A 19,925-nucleotide genomic window follows, 5' to 3' on the forward strand; every position below is an offset into this window, starting at 1 on the left:
ACGGGCGTGAGAAGCGCGTGCGGATATCCGCGATCGTCCCCACTCCATGCCGCAGGCGCGGAGAGGCGAAAGATCAGAACGGACTGACCGAGAAATAGCGCAGCCAGAGATCGGTATAGCGGCCTTTTTCCCAGATCCGGAACATCGCCCAGTTCAGGGCCTGGCGCAGCACGTCGTTGCCCTTGCGCACGGCGATGCCGATGCCCTCGCCGAAGAAACGGCTCTCGACGAAGGGACCGCCGGAGAAGGCGCAGCAATCGGCCGAATCCGTGCCGTTGATCCAGAACGCCAGCGAGATGGCGTCGCCGAAGATGAAATCGACCTCGCCCTTGCGCAGAGCCGCGCGCATCGCATCGTCACTGGAATAGGCACGAAGCTCGGCGTCGGTGAACATCGCCTTGAGATACGCCTCGTGCGCGGAGCCGGCGATGACGCCAACCTTCTTGCCTTCGAGATATTCGGGGCGGATCTCCGGCATCACCGCATCCTTGCGCGAGACGAAGCGCGCCGGCACGCGGTAATAGGGATCGGTGAAGTCGACGCGCGCGCGCAGCTGCGGGCTCACCGCCATGGAGGCGATGATGGCATCGCCCCGGTTCGAGGTGAGCGCATCCACCAACGTCTCGAAACGCCGCATCTGCACCGTGCAGGTGACCTTGATCTCCTCGCAGAGCGCGCGGGCAAGGTCGACGTTGAAACCGGCCGGATTGCCGTCGGCGCCGGTGAAGTTGAACGGCGGGTAGTCGGTCTCGGTCAGGAAGCGGATCACGGTCAGGCGCGACAGGTCCGGCCGCTCCGGCCGCCGGCGCGGGTCCCAGAACCCGGGCACGGCCTGCGGGGCGGCTTGGGGCGCGGCTTGGGGCGTGGCCTGAGGTGCCGCGGGCGGTCGCTTGGCGGGGGCTTGCGCGTCCGCCCCGGTGAGGCCGCCGAGCAGGCAAAGGCCGGCCGCTAGCCCTGCCAGCAAGCCACGGACAGATTTGAGCGATTTCGCCTGTTGCGATGGAGCCATCGGCCGAAGGAATGAATTTCGTCGGGATCAGAGGGCCTTATAGACGATCCGCCCGGGAACGCGAGCGCCGATTGTGGCCAGGATGGAGCTCAGAGATAGCGCTTCAAATCAACCGCCGCCTCTTCCGGCGTCCGCTTCAAATTGAACGGCGAGACGAACCTGCCGTCGCGGTCCATCAGGTAGATCAGCGCGGTGTGGTCCATGGTGTAGTCGCCGTCCTTGGTCGGGACTTTCTTGGCATAGACCCGGTAGGAGGTGATCACCTTGGCGGTCTCGGCGGGGTCGCCGGACAGGCCCTGGAGGTGCGGATCGAAGCTCGACAGGTAATCCTTCATCGTTGCCGGCGTGTCGCGCTCGGGATCGACCGAGATGAAGATGGCATTGACCTTGTCGGCGTCCTTGCCGAGCGCGCGCAGCACTTCCGAGATCTCGAACAGCGAGGTCGGGCAGACGTCGGGACAATGGGTGTAGCCAAAGAAGATCAGGGTCGGCTTGCCCTTCAGGCTCTTGTCGGTGACCGCCTTGCCGTTCTGGTCGGTCAGCTGAAACGGGCCGCCGATCGCGGCCGGCTGTGCCACCTTGCTGACCCCGCCCATGGCCCAGAACATGATCAGGAGCCCGACGACGAGGCTTGCGGCGAAGGCGGTCGCGATCACCAGCGGGCGGGTGGCGGAGCTCATGGGCGGAAAACTTTCTTTCGCAGGTCAGAAGCAGGCGGCGAAGCCGGTCCTGATCATTTCGAAGAACACCTGGCTGCCATAATGGAACCAGAGCGCCAGCGCGCCGATCACGGCGAGACCGCCGATAGCCGCGCCAGCCCACAGCAGCACGGATGGCATCCGCCCGGCAGTGGGCGAATTGTCCGATAGCCGATGTGATGGGTGCAGCGGTTGAGCCATGACAACGATCGGGACGAAGGCCCCGGTTCCCTGGCTTTCAGATAGGCTTTACGCCGCCTGCGGGCAAGGCGCCGCCAGCAGGCAAGACGCCGCCGCCGGCGCCACAGGATGCCGTCAGGCTGCGGAGGTCAGTGAAGGAGCTGGCCCCGAGCGGACTCAAGTTGCTCCGCCTGCGGAAGCGACCGGCGCGACGGCTTGGCCGTCGAAGCCTGCGCGTCCAGGTAGCAGGGCTTGTACATGGCCTCGAGCTGCTTGCCCCTCAGGAACAGCATCCGCGGGGTCAGGCCGCCCCGCTGGCCGATCCAGCGCCTCACCTGCGAGGGATACATCGCATAGAGCATCTGGGTTGCCTCGGGATTGGTGACGGCGCGGCCGTTGGCACCGAAATCCCAGGCGGCGTGGAAGCCCAGCGTCGCATGCGAGGTCACGCAGATCCGGTCGTGCGGGATGGCGCCGAGAACGATGGTGCAGGCCGAGGCGCAGAGACCGTCGATGATGACCGTCTCGCCCGATTGCCTGAGGTCCTGGTATTTGTCGACGTAGGTTCCAATCCGGCCGCCGCGGTCATCCGCGATCCGAACCACCGCGTGAGAAGCCCCCATGCCCGCGATCAAGAGAACCGCCGCAAGCAACCCCGTCAGAAACTTCATTGTCCCCCGCCCCAGTCGAATTCGAATCTTCGTGTCCGGTGGTGATGCACGGCTAGCGTCTGTCGTAACCAAGGTTTTGTCTAGGCAGGCCTGCTGGCCCAAAACAAATTCAAATCCAGTGTTGCGTTCGCGCTGCACCCCGCCGGTCTCTATCCCAAAGTGGAACAAGTTAACGAGGTCTTACGCGCCATACCCTTGATCTCAGTTGCAACCGCTGGCTTCAATCCGGGCAATTACCGGGAGAGACTCATGGAGGGGGAGAAGCGCATGGCTGAGGAAACCGACGTCATCGTCGTCGGCGCGGGACTGTCGGGGCTCGTTGCCGCCACCGAGATCGCCGATGCGGGCAAGCGCGTGATGGTCGTCGACCAGGAAGGCGAGCAGTCGCTCGGCGGCCAGGCGTTCTGGTCGTTCGGCGGATTGTTCCTGGTCGATTCGCCGGAGCAGCGCCGGCTCGGCATCAAGGACTCCTACGAGCTCGCCATGCAGGACTGGCTCGGCACCGCCGGCTTCGACCGCGACGAGGATTTCTGGCCGCGCCAATGGGCCGAAGCCTATGTTGCCTTCGCGGCCGGCGAGAAGCGCGGCTGGCTGCGTGCGATGGGCCATCGCTTCTTTCCCGTGGTCGGCTGGGCCGAGCGCGGCGGCTATGACGCGATGGGACACGGCAATTCGGTGCCGCGCTTCCACGTCACCTGGGGCACCGGCCCGGGGATCGTCGAGCCGTTCGAGCGCCGCGCGCGCGAGGCGATGAAGTCTGGCCGATTGATCTTCAGATTCCGCCATCGCGTCGATGCGCTCTCTATCACCAATGGCACGGTGGACGGCGTCAGCGGTGTCGTTCTTGCGCCTGATAATGCAGAGCGCGGCAAGAGCTCCTCGCGCAACGTGGTCGGCGACTTCGCGCTGAAGGCGCAGGCCGTGATCGTCGCCTCCGGCGGCATCGGCGGCAACCACGAGCTGGTGCGGCAGAACTGGCCGGAGCGGCTGGGCGAGCCCCCGAAATTCATGATCTCCGGCGTGCCCGAGCATGTCGACGGCCGCATGATCGGTATCACGGAAAAGGCCGGCGCGCGGCTGATCAACCGCGACCGCATGTGGCATTACGTCGAGGGCATCCAGAACTGGAACCCGATCTGGCCGCGCCACGGCATCCGCATCCTGCCGGGTCCCTCCTCGATGTGGTTCGACGCTACAGGCACGCGGCTGCCGGCGCCGCTGTTCCCGGGCTCCGACACGCTCGGCCAGCTCAAATACATCATGTCGACCGGCTACGATTATTCCTGGTTCATCCTGACCCAGAGCATCATCAAGAAGGAGTTTGCGCTGTCGGGCTCGGAGCAGAACCCCGATCTGACCGGCAAGAGCTGGCGTATGACACTTCGCCGCGCCACCAACAAGGGAGCGGCGGCGCCGGTGGAGGCGTTCAAGAGCCATGGTGTCGACTTCATTGTCCGCGACAAGCTCGATGAGCTCGTTGCGGCCATGAACAAGCTCGCCGGCAGCGATCTCCTCAAGCTTGAGCACATCAGGATGCAGATCGAGGCGCGCGACCGCGAGATCGCCAATCCCTACGTCAAGGACGCGCAGGTCATGAACATCCACAATGCGCGCCGCTATATCGGCGACAAGCTGATCCGCACCGCTTCCCCGCACCGCATCCTCGATCCCGCGCATGGGCCGCTGATCGCCGTGAAGCTCAACATCCTCACCCGCAAGACACTGGGCGGCTTCGAGACCGATCTCGACTCCCGTGTGTTCGGCGACGAGGGCCGCGTCATTCCCGGTCTCTACGCCGTCGGCGAAGCCGCCGGCTTTGGCGGCGGGGGCGTGCATGGCTATCGATCGCTGGAGGGGACTTTCCTGGGCGGCTGCCTGTTCTCGGGCCGCAATGCAGGCCGGGCCGCCGCCAAGGCGGTGGGCTAGATGGTGCGGCGGTGGATGTGCATCGGGACGCTGATCGCTGCATTGGCGGCAGCTTCAGCTGCATCCGCCGATACGATCGACGTCAACGGGGTGAAACGCTCCTACACCGCGCAGCTGCCGGCCAAGCGGCCCGCACCGCTCGTGATCGTGCTGCACGGCAAGACCCAGCGCGGTGCCGACATGGTGACGCGGACGGCCTGGCCGCAGGTTGCCAGGCGCGAGGGCCTGGCCGTGGTGTTTCCGGATGGGCTCAACAACGCATGGGCGGACGCGCGCACGAAGGCGGGGCCTGCCCTGCGCGGACCACCGGCGGGCACCGATGACGTCGCCTTCATCGCAAAGCTCGTCGAGAAGCTGGTGGCCGACGGCACGGCCGATGCAAAGCGCGTCTTCGTCGCCGGCGTCTCCAATGGTGGCGCCATGGCGATGACCTTGGCCTGCGCGCGTGCCGATCTGTTTGCGGCAGCTGCGAGTGTGATCATGAATCTCACCGATGAAGCTGCCGTCACCTGTCATCCGTCGCGGCCGCTGCCGATGCTGCTCATGAACGGGACCGCCGACCCGCTGGTCCCTTATGAAGGCGGGCGCGGATCGAGCTATTTTGCTGCAGACGGATTCTGGTCGACGGACGAAACGCTGGCGTTCTGGCGCAGGCTGAATGGCTGCGAGACCGACGACGCCGGGATGTCCGACATGCCCGACACGGCGCCGGCAGACCAGTCCACAGTGACGCGGATCGGCTCGCGCTGTCCGGCGGGGCACGACGTCGTCCTCTACCGCATCAACCATGGCGGCCACCGCATGCCAGGCTTCGCTCCGGATGCCCGCTTCCCAAAAGTGGCCAGGAGCCTGCTCGGATCGCAAAATGGCGACATCGACGGTGCCGAAACGATCTGGACCTTCTTCAGTCGGTTTCCGTGAACGGCGCATGCATTGCCGGCCAACGCATGCGTGGCAGGCAACGCATGCGTACCGGGGGTGGCACAGTGCAAATCGCTGGGCTAGACAGGGCCGCCATTCCAGTCAGGAGATCCCCAATGAGCATTCAGCGTTTTGAAACCGGCCCGCGCATGAGCCAGGTCGTCGTGCACGGCAACACCGTCTACCTCGCCGGCGTTGTCGCCAATAACGCGGCCGGTGAAAGCGTGACCAAGCAGACCCAGGACATCCTGAAGACGATCGACGGCCACCTTGCCAAGGCCGGCACCGACAAGTCGAAGCTGCTCTCGGCCACGATCTACATCACCGACATGAAGACCTTCGGCGAGATGAACGCGGTGTGGGACGCCTGGGTCTCGCCCGGCAATACGCCTGCGCGCGCCACCGTCGAAGCCAAGCTGGCGGCCCCGCAATACACCGTCGAGATCATGGTGACGGCAGCGAAGTAATTCTTGCGAAAACTTCACGCGCGTTGATGACCTCCGAGGTAATCGATCAATGCGCGTGAACCTTCGATAGTCACGGTCAGCCGGACAACACGGCGCCATCGAAGGAGAGCATCATGACCGATCCCGTCACCATCGCCCGCCGCTACATCGAGCTCTGGAACGAGCGCACTGCTGGCCGCCGCCGCGAGCTGCTCAGCGAAAGCTGGACGACGGATGCGAGCTATGTCGATCCCCTCATGAAGGGCGACGGCCAGGACGGCATCGAGGCGCTGATATCAGGCGTGCAGCAGCGCTTTCCCGATTTCAAATTCAAGCTGATCGGCGAGCCCAATGGCTACGGCGACCACATCCGCTTCTCGTGGGGACTTGGTCCTGACGGCGTCGACAGCCCGATCAAGGGCACGGATTTCGCCGTGCTCAAGGACGGCCGGATCAGGAGCGTGACCGGATTTCTCGATCAGGTGCCGGCCGGGGCGTAGACCTCGGGCCCTCCTCGTGCAGGCGGGGAGGGCGGCCCCCCTCGACGAAGCCATCCCTACGGCTTACCTGTCATGCCGTGCCGCCCCGTATCCTCCAAACATCGGCCGAGCCGGCCGCGCTGCTGCCGGATCGCTTCCAGGCTTGGTTCGCAGCCCGCGGCTGGTCGCCGCGCGCGCATCAATTGGCACTGCTGGAGAAGGCGCGCGAGGACCGCTCGGCCCTGCTGATCGCGCCGACCGGCGCCGGCAAGACGCTGGCCGGATTTCTGCCGACGCTGGTGGAGCTGTCGGCGCAGCCGGTGACGCGAGACGCGGGCGCGAAGAAGAGCCTCGTCTCCACCGGCCGCAGCGTGCAGCGCAGCGGCGGCCTGCATACCCTTTATATCTCGCCACTCAAGGCGCTCGCCGTCGACATCGCGCGCAACCTCGAGCGTCCCGTCGCCGAGATGGGCTTGCCGATCAAGGTCGAGACCCGCACCGGCGATACGCCGGTCTCGCGCCGTCAGCGGCAGCGGCGTTATCCGCCTGATGTGTTGCTGACGACGCCCGAGCAGCTCGCGTTGCTGCTCTCCTCCGACGACGCACCGTTCCTGTTTTCTGCCCTGAAGCGCATCGTGCTGGATGAGCTGCACGCGCTGGTCACGTCCAAGCGCGGCGATCTGCTCTCGCTCGGGCTCGCGCGATTGTGGCGCCTCGCCCCGCAGATGCGCGCGATCGGCTTGTCGGCAACCGTGGCCGAGCCGGAGCAGCTGGCGCGCTTCCTGGTGCCGCAGCCCGACGGCAAGGAACGAGCAGCCGACATCGTCGTCGCCGGCGGTGCCGCGCCGCCCGTGGTCGAAATGCTCGACACGCGCGAGCGGCTGCCCTGGGCCGGCCACAGCGCGCGCCACGCGCTCCCCGAGATCTACGAGCTGATCAAGGCCAACAAGACCACGCTGGTCTTCGTCAACACCCGCAGCCAGGCCGAGATGCTGTTCCAGAATCTCTGGAGCATGAACGATGACGGTCTTGCCATTGCGCTGCATCACGGCTCGCTCGACGTCGCCCAGCGCCGCAAGGTCGAGGACGCCATGTCGGCGGGCCGGCTGCGCGGCGTGGTCTGCACCTCCTCGCTCGACCTCGGCGTCGACTGGGGCGACGTCGATCTCGTCGTCAATATCGGCGCGCCAAAAGGCTCCTCGCGCCTGATGCAGCGGATCGGCCGCGCCAACCATCGCCTCGACGAAGCTTCGCGCGCCGTGCTGGTGCCGGCCAACCGTTTCGAAGTGCTGGAGTGCCGCGTCGCGATCGACGCCATCGCCGAGAATGCGCAGGACACGCCGCCCTTGCGCACGGGCGCCCTCGACGTGCTGGCCCAGCATGTGCTCGGCTGCGCCTGCGGCGAGCCGTTTTTCAGCGACGAGCTCTATGGCGAGGTCCGCACCGCAGCGCCCTACGCAAGTCTGTCGCGGCAGGATTTCGACGATGTCGTCGATTTCGTCGCCTCCGGCGGTTACGCGCTGAAGACCTATGAGCGGTTCGCCCGCATCAAGCAGGACAAGGAGGGACGCTGGCGCGTCGCCAATCCAAAAGTGCGGCAGAGCTACCGCATGAATGTCGGCACCATCGTCGAGGACGACATGCTGAAGGTGCGGCTGGTGCGCTCGCGCGGCGGCGGGACAGGATCCACGGGCGTGATCGCGCGCGGCGGCCGGCTGCTCGGCGAGATCGAGGAAGCCTTCATCGAGGGCCTCTCGCCCGGCGATACCTTCGTGTTCTCGGGCGAGGTGGTTCGCTACGAGACCCTGGTCGAGGACCAGGTCTATGTCTCGCGCGCGCATGACAAGGACCCCAAGGTGCCGTCCTACATGGGCGGCAAGTTTCCGCTCTCGACCTATCTCGCCGAGCGCGTCCGCCGCCTGCTCGACGACGGGCGCGCCTGGGGCGGCTTGCCGGAGCAGGTGCGCGACTGGCTGTCGCTGCAGAAGGATGTCAGCAGAGTGCCGGCGGTCCGCGAGCTGCTGGTCGAGAGCTTTCCGCGTGCCAACAAGCATTATCTCGTGTGTTATCCCTTCGAGGGCCGCCTCGCGCATCAGACCCTCGGCATGCTGCTGACGCGGCGGCTGGAGCGCGTCCGCGCGCGGCCGCTCGGCTTCGTCGCCAACGAATATGCCGTGGCGATCTGGGGGCTCGGCGATCTCTCTTTCATGATCCGTCAGGGCCGGATCGACCTCAACGCGCTGTTCGACCCTGACATGCTCGGCGATGATCTCGAAGCCTGGCTCGCCGAATCCGCGCTGATGAAGCGCACCTTCCGCAATTGCGCGATCATCTCCGGCCTGATCGCGCGGCGCCACACCGGCGAAGAGAAGAGCCGCCGCCAGGTGCTGTTCTCGACCGATCTCGTCTACGACGTGCTGCGCAAGCACCAGGCCGATCACGTCCTGCTCCGCGCCGCGCGCGCCGATGCCGCCACCGGCCTGCTCGATTTGCGCCGCCTCAGCGACATGCTGATGCGCATCCAGGGCCGTATCACGCACCGGGAACTCGACCGCGTCTCCCCGCTCGCCGTGCCCGTGATGCTGGAAATCGGCCGCGAGTCAGTTTATGGCGAAGCTGCAGACGAGCTTTTGGCGGAAGCCGCCGACGAGCTCGTCAAAGAGGCGATGGATAGAAGCGGGTAAGACGTGACGGCAGGCGCGCAGGTATCGGGAGATGTCGAGGACATGCGCGTTTCCAGAGTCACGATCAGCGATGTAACCTTCGCGGCCGATCTTTCCGGCGCGTTGTTCTGGGACGAGCAGCGCCTGCTCGTCGTCTCCGACCTGCATCTGGAGAAAGGCTCGAGCTTCGCGATGCGCGGCGTGCTGCTGCCGCCTTACGATACCATCGCGACGCTTGGCCGGCTCGCTGCTGTCATCTCCCGCCATGATCCGCGAGTAGTCATCGCGCTCGGCGACAGTTTTCACGACCGCAGCGCGCATGAGCGCTTGTCGGCCGAGGACCGCGACGCGGTGGCCGCACTCCAGACCGGCCGCGACTGGATCTGGATCTCGGGCAATCATGATCCCATGCTGCCGCGCGATCTCGGCGGCACCATCGCGGATGAAGTGGCGATCGGCCCGATCACCTTCCGCCACGAGCCGACCGGCGCATGCGGCGAGATCGCCGGCCATCTGCATCCGAAGGCGCGTGTCTCGGCGCGCGGTCGCTCGATGGAGCGCCGCTGCTTCGCCAGCGACGGGTTGCGCGCCGTCATGCCAGCGTTCGGCGCCTATGCCGGTGGCCTCAGCATCCGCGACGCTGCCTTCGCCAGGATCTTTCCGAAGAACGGCTTTGTCGCCCATCTCCTCGGCGACCGCCGTGTCCACGCCATTGCGGCGTCGCGTTGCTATTGAGGCGCCCGCCGAATTAGGACAGCAGTACGATCGGTATTTTTCCGGAATCGCGAAAGCCCGTTGTCGGTTTTAACGTCACGCTTGCCGGGGCTGGATTTCATCCCGAACAAGATTGCAACCGGCAAGGGGTCGCCTCGGGCGGCCCCTTTCGATTCCGCACACACCTGGAACAAATTAAGAACACTTTAGCAAGTCTTTGATATATCATTGTGATTCGGTATCGAGCCGACACAATATCTAGCGTTTGTCAGACTCCGCGAGGACTACATGTCCACCATTGCCTTCGACCAGTTTGCCCTCACCCGGATCGCCGATTTCGCGCGCTCGCTGTCGCGGCTGCATCAGGCCGCGCGGCGCCAGAGGGTCGACGATGACCAGTTCGATCGCGAGTTCAACGCGGTGTGTCAGTCGATCTGGGGCTACACCATCGACGACGTCAGCGACGATCTGTTCTCGCCCGAAGATCATCTGTTTCTCGACACGCTGGACGAAGCGCATGCGCGCATCTTCGCGGCCGAGCAGGGCTATGACCTCGTCGGCGATCAGGGCATGCTGACGGACTGGTGGGGTTTCTGCTGGATGATCCTGGCCGAGAAGCGCGGCCTCCTGACGCCGGAAAACCGCGCGGCCGCGCGCGCGGCGATCGAGGAGAAATATCTGGCGGCGCCGAACGTGATCGGGGTGATCATCGGGAGGTAGTGCCGCAAACTCCGTCATTGCGAGCGTAGCGAAGCAATCCAGAATCTTTCCGCGGAGGGATTCTGGATTGCTTCGTCGCAAGGACTCCTCGCAATGACGGCTCGGATGCAGTGAGCTAATCCAACCCCGCCCGCTTCGCCGGCTTCGCGGCCGTCTTCGGCACCGTCACGTCAGGCAGCGGCTCGCGCACGATCTCGGCGGCGGGCGCATCCGCCGACACCGTCTCTGCCCGCACCGGCGCCACCTTCATCTCGCCGAGCCGCGCGCGGACCTGGGCAGTGAGGCCGGGGTAGGAGGCGACCGGGGTGAATTCCGCAGCCTGGTCGTTGCCGACGCGGATGCCCGTATAGGCGACGAGGCCGTCGGTGGTGGCGATCACGTCACCGGCTTTCAGCGAGGAATCCAGGGCAAGATCGACCGGAGCGAGGCCGACCGGCTCACGGCCGTTGCAGGTGCAGTCGGCGCGCAGCGCCTTGCGATAGGCGAACGCATTCTCGCTTTCGGCGTAACGCTCGCCGGTCTGGGAATAAGCGCCCTCGATGCTGGAGCCGAAATAGACTTTTGTCGCGGTGGCAGGGCAGAATGCCTGACACATCTGCGCCGGCGAGACGAGGCCGCGCATCAGCGGGAAATATTTGCCGTCACAGCTGCGCACGCAGAAGGCAGGTCCCGAGCCGCCGGCCGCGGCCGAGCGGGTCGGCGGCACATATTGCGGAGAGGCATTCTGCTGGCTGCTGAAGGGATCTACGTAGGAGTTCGCCTGCTGCGGCACCTCGCGCTGCGGCCGCTGCTGCTGCATACCGCCGAAGAGGAAGTCGAACAGGCCTTCGGCCGAAACCGGAGCCGGAGTTGCGAGCAGCGGCGCTGCCAGCATGGCGGCCACAAGCATCGCGCGACGCCGCCGGCGCGCATGGGACATGACTGTACGCAATGCTTACTCCACCCGACGCTACTGAACCGGCTGGGACCGAGAGGTCTCAGCACACGATTCACCATAAAGCGGGATGGTAAATGAGCAGTTGAGCGGAGGCGGTTTCAAGACGAGGCGGTGGCCTCTTTAAGGCCGGGCCCAGCTTTGGACGGATGGTGGCTTCCGGGGCACACTGAGGCATGACGGCGGAGAAATTTCCGCCTTCACCCCTTCAAAAATTCCGACGCCTTGTACAGCGAGCGGAACGGCAGGCCGGCCGCACCGAACGTGTCGGTGGCGCCCTCTTCGCGGTCGACCATGGTCAGCACCAGCACGACATTGGCGCCGGCCTCGCGCACCGATTCCACCGCCTTCATCGCCGAGCCGCCGGTCGTGGTGACGTCCTCGACGATCACGACGCGCTTGCCGGCCAGCGTCTCGCCCTTGGGCAGGCCCTCGATCGCGAGCTTGGCGCCGTGCTCCTTCGGTTTCTTGCGCACGAAGAAGGCCGCGATCGGATGGCCCTTGATCCAGGAGATTTGCGCCAACGCGCCGGCGAGCGGCACCGCGCCCATCTCGAGCCCGCCGATGAAATCGAGCTGGTCGTCCTTCAGCGCCTCGTAAGTCAGCTCGGCGAGCAGCGTCGCTCCCTCGGGGTCGAGCATGGTCGGCTTGAGGTTGAAGTAGAAATCGCTCTTGCGGCCCGACGCGAGCGTCACCTCGCCGCGGCCGAATGAGCGCCGGCGGATGATTTCGAACAGGCGGGCGCGGGAGGCGGATTTCGACACGGCGGTCCCTCGAACAGCGTTTTTGGAGGAGGCGGAATTTATCCGCGACCGGCGCGACATTCCAGAGGGGGCGTCTCCCGTCAACAGGGATCGGCCATCCCGGTCCGCCGGTTGTGAGGGTGCAACCTTCTGGAGTAGTTCAGGGGGCCACGCCTCTTGGGAAGGACATGGAATGACCATCGAGCTCTACACCTGGAACACGCCGAACGGCCGCAAGATTTCGGTCGCGCTGGAGGAGATGAGGCTGCCCTACAAGGTGATCCCGGTGAACATCACCAAGGGCGAGCAGATGGCGCCCGAGTTCCTCAAGCTCTCCCCAAACAACAAGATCCCCGCGATCGTCGACCCCGAGGGGCCCGAGGGCAAGCCCGTCAACATCTTCGAATCCGGTGCGATCCTGCTCTATCTCGGTGAAAAGACCGGCAAATTCCTGCCGAAATCGCTTATCCAGCGCATCCCGGTCTACGAATGGCTGATGTGGCAGATGGGCGGCTTCGGGCCGATGCCCGGCCAGGTGCACCATTTCATCGCGCTCGAGAACGAGCAGGACCGGGCCTACGGCTTGAAGCGCTTCATGGCCGAGACGCGCCGGCTCTATGGCGTGCTCGATCGTCGCCTGGAGGGGCGCGACTTCGTCGCCGGCGATCTCTCGGTTGCCGATTTTGCCATCCTGGGCTGGGCCTGGCGCCATCCTCGCCACAAGGTTGAGCTGGCCGACTTCCCCAACGTCAAGCACTGGTACGAGGCCCTGATGGCCCGGCCGGGAGTGAAGCGCGGCATGGAGGCGAAGCTGGATTGAGCCCGTTGCTCTGCTGTCGTCGCCCGGCTTGACCGGGCGACCCAGTATTCCAGAGACGGCGGTGATTGAGTCGAGAGGCCGCGGCGTACTGGATGCCCCGGTCAAGCCGGGGCATGACAGTGTGCCCTCACACCTTCTTCGCTTCCACCGCCATCCGCACCGCAAGCCCAGCCAGCACGGTGCCCATCAGCCAGCGCTGCACCAGCATCCAGCTCGGCCGGTTCGCCAGGAACAGCGCGATCGAGCCGGCGGCGAGCGCGATCATCGCGTTGACGCTGACGCTGATCGCGATCTGGATCGCGCCCAGCACCACCGACTGCGTCAGCACGCTGCCGGCGGCGGGGTCGATGAATTGCGGCAGCAGCGCCAGATACAGCATCGCGATCTTCGGGTTGAGCAGGTTGGTGACGAAGCCCATCGCGAACAATTTGCGCGGGCTGTCGACCGCGAGCTTCCTCACCTGGAACGGCGAGCGCCCGCCGGGCTTCACCGCCTGCAAGGCGAGCCACAGCAAGTAGCCAGCGCCGGCAAAGCGCAGCGCGTCGTAAGCGAAGGGAATGGCGAGCAACAGCGCCGTGATGCCGAACGCCGCGCACAGCATGTAGAACACGAAGCCGAGCGCGACGCCGCCGAGCGAGACGATGCCAGCCGCGGGCCCCTGCGTGATCGAGCGCGAGATCAGATAGATCATGTTCGGCCCCGGCGTGAGCACGAGGCCGAGGCAGACGAGGGCAAAGCCGAGCAGAGCGGAGGTGTGGGGCATGGGTGAACCGGTGCGGGAGATGCAAAGGTTCTAATATGGGCGGGATCGCCGAGCCATCGCGCAATTGCACGGAGGACAATCAGGTGCTCGCTGCGCGTTCGGTGCGCCCCCTCGCCCCGTTCTTACGGGGAGAGGGTTGGGGTGAGGGGCTTCTCTCCGCGAATGAGATAGTCGATAGACCTGTACCCCCTCACCCGGATCGCAAGGGCGATCCGACCTCTCCCCGCAGGCGGGGAGAGGTGAAGAGGAGGCCATCAATGCGCCTCGTCCCAATTGTTCGCAGCGCGTGCGTCGACATGCAGCGGCACCGAGAGCAGCACGGCCGGGAACGGCGCGTCCTGCATCACCTTCTGCACGACGGGAAGCGTGGTCTCGACCTCGTCGTCCGGCACCTCGAAGATCAACTCGTCGTGCACCTGGAGCAGCATCTGCGCCGAGAGCTTCTTCTCGGCCAGCGCATCCTCGACGCGCGTCATGGCGCGGCGGATGATGTCGGCGGCAGTGCCCTGAAGCCGCGCGTTGATCGCGGCGCGCTCGTTGAACGCGCGCACCGAGGCGTTGGACGCCTTGATGTCGGGGTAGTGGCACTTGCGGCCGAACAGCGTGGTGACGTAGCCGTGGTTGCGGCAGAAGTCGCGCGTCTCGTCCATATAGGCGCGAATACCGGGGAAGCGCTCGAAATACTTCTTGATGTAGGCGGAGGCTTCCTCGCGCGCGATGCCGAGCTGGTTGGCGAGGCCGAACGCGGAGATGCCGTAGATGATGCCGAAATTGATCGCTTTCGCGCGGCGGCGGATCTCGCTCGGCATGCCCTTGATCGGCACGCCGAACATCTCCGATGCGGTCATGGCGTGAATGTCGAGACCGTCGCGGAACGCCTGCTTCAGCACGGGAATGTCGGCGATCTCGGCGAGCAGTCGCAGCTCGATCTGTGAATAGTCGGCGGAGACCAGCCTGTGCCCGGGCGTGGCGATGAAGGCGCGGCGGATCTTGCGGCCGTCCTCGGTGCGCACCGGAATGTTCTGTAGGTTCGGCTCGTTCGACGAGAGCCGGCCGGTCGTGGTCGCAGCCAGCGCGTAGGTGGTGTGCACGCGGTGGGTCTGCGGGTTGACGTAGGTCGGCAGCGCGTCGGTGTAGGTCGATTTCAGCTTGGAGACCTGGCGCCACTCCAGAATCTTCTTCGGGAAGTCGTGGCCCTGCTCGGCGAGCTCGTCCAGCACCTGCGCGGTGGTCGACCACGCGCCGGTCTTGGTCTTGGTGCCGCCGGGCAATCCCATCTTGCCGAACAGGATGTCGCCGATCTGCTTGGGGCTGCCGACATTGACCGGCTCGCCCGCGATCTGCTGGATCTCGGCCTCGACGCGCGCTGCGGTCTGGGCGAAGTCGCCGGACAGACGCGACAGCACCTGGCGGTCGATCGAGATGCCGCGCCGCTCCATGCGCGCAAGCACCGATACCAGCGGCCGCTCCAGCGTCTCGTAGACCGCACTCATGTGCTCGGAAACGAGACGCGGCTTCAGCACGCGCCAGACCCGCAAGGCGATGTCGACGCCTTCGGCCGAGAGCGGTGCGGCCTTGTCGATCGGCACCTGGTCGAAGGTGATCTTGCCCTTGCCACTGCCGAGCAGCTCGCTTTCCTTCAGCATGGCATGACCGAACCAGCGCTCCGACAGCTGCTCCAGCGCATGCGAGCCGCGGCCGGCATCGAGCACGTAGGAGATCAGGAGCGCATCGTCGATGTTGCGCAAGGTGATGCCGTGCTGCGCCAGCATCACGGCAGTGAACTTGAGGTCGAAGCCGATCTTGAGGATGCCCGCCGATTCCAGCACCGGCCGCAGCGCTTGCAGCGCGTCGTCATGCTTGACCTGGTCCGGCGCGAGGCCGGCATCGAACAGGCCGGCGCCACCGCCGGATTGCTTGTGCGCCAGCGGCACGTAGCAGGCTTCGTTCGGCGCCAGCGCCAGCGCGATGCCGCAGAGATCGGCCTGCATCGGATCGATCGAATTCGCTCTCGTCTCGATCGCGACATGGCCGGCATCATGGATGCGCGCGATGAAGGCGTCGAGCTCCCCAGGGGTCTTGATAATCTGGTATTTGCCGCGATCGACCGGAAGCTTGCGCAGCGCCTCTTCGCGTGCGGCGGCGAGCGAGATCGGCGCACCCTTCGGGCTCGCAGCCTTGTCCTCCTTGCCTGCCGACTTGTTCGGCTGGTTCGGCCGGGCCTGCGCCGGGGTTCCCGTGCCTGGCGTGGGCACGACGTCCGAGGGCGGCAGCGTCGTGAACACGCTGGCGCCGCTGGCATAGCCGGGATCGGCATCGACATTGGCGGGATCGATCTGCGCATATTCGGCGACGCGCCGCGTCAGCGTCGTGAATTCCATCGCCTTGAGGAAGGCGACCAGCTTGCGCGCATCGGGCTCGTGGACGGCGAGGTCGTCCAGCGGCACGTCCAGCTCGACCTTGTCGTCGAGCAGCACGAGCTGCCGCGAGATGCGCGCCTTCTCCGCGTTCTCGAGCAGCGCCTCGCGCCGCTTCGGCTGCTTGATCTCGCCGGCACGGAACAGCAACTGGTCGAGATCACCATATTCGGTGATCAGCTGCGCCGCGGTCTTGATGCCGATGCCGGGCACGCCGGGCACGTTGTCGGTGGAATCGCCCGCGAGCGCCTGCACCTCGACCACCTTGTTCGGCGGCACGCCGAACTTCTCGATCACCTCTGATATGCCGATGCGGCGGTCCTTCATGGTGTCGTACATGGTGACGCAATCGGTGACGAGTTGCATCAGGTCCTTGTCGGAGGATACGATGGTGGCGCTGGCGCCGCGCTCGCAGGCCTGTCGCACATAGGTCGCGATGAGATCGTCGGCCTCGAAGCCAATCTGTTCCAGGCAGGGCAGGTCGAAGGCGCGCACCGCCTCGCGGATCAGCGCGAATTGCGGAATGAGATCGTCGGGGGCGGGCGGGCGGTGCGCCTTGTAGTCCGGATAGATCTTGTTGCGGAAGGTGATCTCCGACTTGTCGAACACGATCGCCAGATGCGTCGGCCGGTTGTCTTCGGGCATCTCGCGGAGCAGCTTCCACAGCATGTTGCAGAAGCCGAGCACGGCGTTGACCTGGAGCCCGTCGGACTTGCGGTTCAGCGGCGGCAACGCGTGATAGGCGCGGAAGATGTAGGAGGAACCGTCGACCAAGAAGACATGGTCGCCCTTGCCGGCCGCCTTCGCCGCGACCGGTTTGGCAGCAGCTGTCGCGGGTATAGTCTTGGCGGCAGCGGGCTTGGTCTCGGCAGCTTTCGGCGCGGCCTTGGTGTCAGCTTTGGCGGTGGTCTTCGGAGATGTCTTGGGCATGGCCGCAATGTATGAATTTTTGCGGGCTTTGACAGCCTTGGAAGGGGGATTTTTGCGCTGGTAGCGCGACTATCCCCCGCTGTCATTCCCCGCGAAAGCGGGGAATCCAGTACGCCGCGGCTTCTCGGTTCAATGACTGGCGTCTCGGCGTACTGGGTCGCCCGATCCCGTCTCCGCGAGGCTACGCCGGGCCCACAGCGGTGCTCGGCCGGCGAAGCTTTAGCGAAGACGGCAAGCCGGGCGACGACACCGTGGGCGCGGCTACTCCGCCGCCTGCAACACCGCACCCGTTTTCCTCGGCGCGATCCAGAACGCATCGGGCCGCTCGAACAGGAAGCGCGCATTAAGCCGCAATGCGCCTTGCCAGATCGCCAACGCACCCAGCACGCCGGCGACGGTGACGAGCAGCGACACCGTGCCGATATCGGCAATGACACCCGTGCGCAGCAGCAGCGTCCGTGTCGACGCCATCGGCAGGAAGAAGGCGAGATAGATCACGATCGAATGCTCGCCGCAGAAGCGGAGGAAATTGAGCCAGTGCGCACGCGCGAGCAGCGTGCCCGCCACGATGATGGCGCAGGCGCCGGCGAAGCCGAGCGCGAGCGAGACGATCGCCCACTCGCTGGCGCCCGATGCGACGAGGCCGGCATTGACCAGCGCCCAGCTGGCGAGCGCTGCAAGCGCCAGCGCCGGATGCTTCCGCGCGCGATTCGACAGGGCGAACACGTAAGGCGCGAGCAAATAGCCCGAATAGAAATAGACGAAGCGTGCGCAGAACTCGTCGATGACGGTCGAGCCGGTCGTGATGCGCGCGGTCTCCAGCGCGGCGGCGATTAGCCAGAGCGCGAGCGGCGGGACCTTGCGTGTCAGTTTCGTGACGACGAAGAAGATCGGCAGCAGATAGATGAACCACAGCGTGCCGAACGGCTCGACGAAGGATTCGAGATACAACAGGCCAACCTGATGCCAGCCGGTCTCGGCCGCGAAGGCCGGCGCCTTGAAGCCGAATTGGATTGTCACCCAGACGACATAAAAATAGGCGAAATGCACCACCTTGCGGTCGAGATAGGTTCGCCAGTCCCGATCGATGACCAGAGACAGGAACAAGCCCGAAATCAGGAAGAAATCCGGCATCCGGAACGGCTTTGCGAAGGCCACGACGGCATGCATGAAGCCGATCTGCCCGGCGGCAAGCTCGACCCCCAGCACCGAATGCATCATCACGACCATGACGATGCAGATGCCCTTGGCATAGTCGACCCAGTCGATACGCGCGGCCGAAGGCGCCTTGGAAGGGCTGGCCGCCGCGATTGTGCCTGATCGTGCCATGGTGTCCCTTTTCGAGGCGCGTTCCGCCCGTCCCTGTGTGGGCGTGGGGCAGTTTGGAGCCCAGTGGTTTCCGACTTCTTTACCGGTTCAAATCGCGGGCCGGTTTTTGCATGCGGACTGTTCCATGACCTCGGGAAAATGCTAAACCGCCCCCAATTGGGCTTCCGTTAACCAAGCTGGAACAGGATTTTTCATGCGAATTGCGATGATCGGCACGGGCTATGTGGGATTGGTGTCCGGCGCCTGCTTTGCGGATTTCGGCCACGACGTCACCTGCGTCGACAAGGACGAGAGGAAGATCGCGGCCCTGCATCGCGGCGAGATCCCGATCTACGAGCCTGGCCTCGACGAGCTGGTCGCGAACAACGTCAAAGCCAAGCGGCTCGACTTCACTACCGACCTGAAGAAGCCGGTTGCCGATGCCGACGCCGTGTTCATCGCGGTCGGCACGCCCTCGCGCCGCGGCGACGGTCATGCCGACCTGTCTTACGTCTATGCCGCCGCGAAAGAGATCGCGCAGTCGCTGCAAGGCTTCACCGTGGTGGTGACGAAATCGACCGTGCCGGTCGGCACCGGCGACGAGGTCGAGCGCATCATCCGCGAGGCCAATCCGTCGGCGGACGTGGTGGTCGCCTCCAATCCCGAGTTCCTGCGCGAGGGCGCGGCAATCCGCGATTTCAAATTCCCCGACCGCATCGTGGTCGGCACTTCCGACGAGCGCGGCCGCAAGGTGATGGGCGACATCTATCGCCCGCTGTCGCTGAACCAGGCGCCGCTGATGTTCACCGAGCGCCGCACCGCCGAGATGATCAAATACGCCGCCAACGCGTTCCTGGCGACCAAGATCACCTTCATCAACGAGATCGCCGATCTGTCCGAAAAAGCCGGCGCCAACGTGCAGGAGGTCGCGCGCGGCATCGGCCTCGACAACCGCATCGGCACAAAATTCCTGCATGCCGGTCCCGGTTTCGGCGGCTCGTGCTTCCCGAAGGACACCAAGGCCCTGATCAAGATCGCGCAGGATTACGACGTGAACCTGCGCATCGTCGAATCGGTGCTGGCGGTCAACGAGAACCGCAAGCGCGCGATGGCGCGCAAGGTGAGCCAGGCGCTCGGCGGCAATTTGCGCGGCAAGACCGTCGCCGTGCTCGGCCTCACCTTCAAGCCCGACACCGACGACATGCGCGATGCACCGTCGATTCCGCTGGTGACCGGTCTGATCGACATGGGCGCGAAGGTGAAGGCGTTCGATCCCGTCGGCATGGAGCAGGCCAAGGGCGAATTGCCCGATATCACCTATTGCGAGGACGCCTATGTCTGCGCGCAAGGCGCCGACGCGCTCGTCATCGTCACCGAATGGGTGCAGTTCCGCGCGCTCGATCTCGACCGGCTGAAGGCGACCATGGCGCAGCCGGTCGTCGTCGACCTCCGCAACATCTACCGCCCCGAGGACATGGAAGCCGCCGGCTTCACCTATGAGAGCGTCGGGCGGCCGGCGGTGCAGGGCTGATAGCTGCACATTCTCGTTGAACGAAACCGTCATGGCCGGGCTTGTCCCGGCC

Annotated in this window: 18 protein-coding genes; 9 read left to right on the forward strand and 9 right to left on the reverse strand. The window is 65.3% G+C overall.

Annotated features, from left to right (window positions below):
- Positions 1-73 precede the first annotated feature (73 nt).
- From DCG74_RS03105 to DCG74_RS03120, 4 genes are all read right to left on the reverse strand, one after another.
- The gene (locus tag DCG74_RS03105) at positions 74-1,009 is read right to left on the reverse strand and encodes a transporter substrate-binding domain-containing protein (RefSeq protein WP_172786674.1); all 936 of its coding nucleotides are present in this window, start codon (positions 1,007-1,009) and stop codon (positions 74-76) included.
- 89 nt (positions 1,010-1,098) lie between these two features.
- Positions 1,099-1,689: an SCO family protein gene (locus DCG74_RS03110; protein WP_172786675.1), complete on the reverse strand. Its 591-nt coding sequence runs from the start codon at positions 1,687-1,689 to the stop codon at positions 1,099-1,101.
- Between the two features lie 24 nt (positions 1,690-1,713).
- Entirely contained in the window at positions 1,714-1,839 is a 126-nt protein-coding gene (locus DCG74_RS38965; RefSeq protein WP_257187543.1) for a hypothetical protein, read from the reverse strand.
- Positions 1,840-2,036: 197 nt separating this feature from the next.
- The gene (locus DCG74_RS03120; RefSeq protein WP_172786677.1) at positions 2,037-2,558 is read right to left on the reverse strand and encodes a hypothetical protein; all 522 of its coding nucleotides are present in this window, start codon (positions 2,556-2,558) and stop codon (positions 2,037-2,039) included.
- 267 nt (positions 2,559-2,825) lie between these two features.
- Here DCG74_RS03120 and DCG74_RS03125 point away from each other — a divergent pair, with 267 nt between their 5' ends.
- The 7 genes from DCG74_RS03125 to DCG74_RS03155 all read left to right on the forward strand — a co-directional run bounded on the left by DCG74_RS03125 (position 2,826) and on the right by DCG74_RS03155 (position 10,427).
- Positions 2,826-4,484 (forward strand): FAD-binding dehydrogenase, encoded by a 1,659-nt coding sequence (locus tag DCG74_RS03125; protein ID WP_172786678.1) that lies wholly within the window; start codon positions 2,826-2,828, stop codon positions 4,482-4,484.
- Positions 4,485-4,499: 15 nt separating this feature from the next.
- Positions 4,500-5,405: a PHB depolymerase family esterase gene (locus DCG74_RS03130; RefSeq protein ID WP_260381818.1), complete on the forward strand. Its 906-nt coding sequence runs from the start codon at positions 4,500-4,502 to the stop codon at positions 5,403-5,405.
- 116 nt (positions 5,406-5,521) lie between these two features.
- Positions 5,522-5,872 (forward strand): RidA family protein, encoded by a 351-nt coding sequence (locus tag DCG74_RS03135; protein ID WP_130363611.1) that lies wholly within the window; start codon positions 5,522-5,524, stop codon positions 5,870-5,872.
- A gap of 113 nt (positions 5,873-5,985) precedes the next feature.
- Positions 5,986-6,351: a nuclear transport factor 2 family protein gene (locus DCG74_RS03140; RefSeq protein WP_172786680.1), complete on the forward strand. Its 366-nt coding sequence runs from the start codon at positions 5,986-5,988 to the stop codon at positions 6,349-6,351.
- 77 nt (positions 6,352-6,428) lie between these two features.
- Positions 6,429-9,014: a ligase-associated DNA damage response DEXH box helicase gene (locus DCG74_RS03145; RefSeq protein WP_172786681.1), complete on the forward strand. Its 2,586-nt coding sequence runs from the start codon at positions 6,429-6,431 to the stop codon at positions 9,012-9,014.
- Positions 9,015-9,056: 42 nt separating this feature from the next.
- Positions 9,057-9,728 carry a ligase-associated DNA damage response endonuclease PdeM gene (gene pdeM, locus DCG74_RS03150; protein ID WP_172786682.1) on the forward strand — a complete coding sequence of 224 codons (672 nt, stop codon included), beginning with the start codon at positions 9,057-9,059 and terminating at the stop codon, positions 9,726-9,728.
- Positions 9,729-9,995: 267 nt separating this feature from the next.
- The gene (locus DCG74_RS03155) at positions 9,996-10,427 is read left to right on the forward strand and encodes a hypothetical protein (RefSeq protein ID WP_036041807.1); all 432 of its coding nucleotides are present in this window, start codon (positions 9,996-9,998) and stop codon (positions 10,425-10,427) included.
- A 115-nt stretch (positions 10,428-10,542) separates the two neighbouring features.
- Here DCG74_RS03155 and DCG74_RS03160 read toward each other — a convergent pair whose 3' ends face one another.
- Together DCG74_RS03160 and pyrE are read right to left on the reverse strand one after the other, a co-directional pair.
- Positions 10,543-11,316, reverse strand: coding sequence for a DUF2865 domain-containing protein (locus tag DCG74_RS03160; protein WP_172786683.1), 774 nt, complete (start codon positions 11,314-11,316; stop codon positions 10,543-10,545).
- Positions 11,317-11,561: 245 nt separating this feature from the next.
- A complete protein-coding gene (gene pyrE, locus DCG74_RS03165) occupies positions 11,562-12,125 on the reverse strand; it encodes an orotate phosphoribosyltransferase (RefSeq protein ID WP_036014130.1) in 564 nt (187 codons plus the stop codon).
- Positions 12,126-12,297: 172 nt separating this feature from the next.
- Here pyrE and DCG74_RS03170 point away from each other — a divergent pair, with 172 nt between their 5' ends.
- Positions 12,298-12,924, forward strand: a complete 627-nt coding sequence (locus tag DCG74_RS03170) for a glutathione S-transferase family protein (RefSeq protein WP_172786684.1) — start codon at positions 12,298-12,300, stop codon at positions 12,922-12,924.
- Between the two features lie 127 nt (positions 12,925-13,051).
- Here the strand turns inward: DCG74_RS03170 and DCG74_RS03175 are convergent, their stop codons facing one another.
- The 3 genes from DCG74_RS03175 to DCG74_RS03185 form a co-directional block, all read right to left on the reverse strand.
- Positions 13,052-13,687, reverse strand: a complete 636-nt coding sequence (locus DCG74_RS03175) for a LysE family translocator (RefSeq protein WP_172786685.1) — start codon at positions 13,685-13,687, stop codon at positions 13,052-13,054.
- Positions 13,688-13,941: 254 nt separating this feature from the next.
- Positions 13,942-17,034: a DNA polymerase I gene (gene polA, locus DCG74_RS03180; protein WP_172786686.1), complete on the reverse strand. Its 3,093-nt coding sequence runs from the start codon at positions 17,032-17,034 to the stop codon at positions 13,942-13,944.
- Positions 17,035-17,295: 261 nt separating this feature from the next.
- Positions 17,296-18,363: an acyltransferase family protein gene (locus DCG74_RS03185; protein ID WP_172786687.1), complete on the reverse strand. Its 1,068-nt coding sequence runs from the start codon at positions 18,361-18,363 to the stop codon at positions 17,296-17,298.
- A 193-nt stretch (positions 18,364-18,556) separates the two neighbouring features.
- Between DCG74_RS03185 and DCG74_RS03190 the strand changes: the two genes are divergently transcribed.
- Entirely contained in the window at positions 18,557-19,873 is a 1,317-nt protein-coding gene (locus DCG74_RS03190) for a UDP-glucose/GDP-mannose dehydrogenase family protein (RefSeq protein WP_172786688.1), read from the forward strand.
- Positions 19,874-19,925: the final 52 nt, after the last annotated feature.

The sequence above is a fragment of the Bradyrhizobium sp. WBAH42 genome (assembly GCF_024585265.1).
In the GTDB taxonomy this organism is placed as follows: Bacteria; Pseudomonadota; Alphaproteobacteria; order Rhizobiales; family Xanthobacteraceae; genus Bradyrhizobium.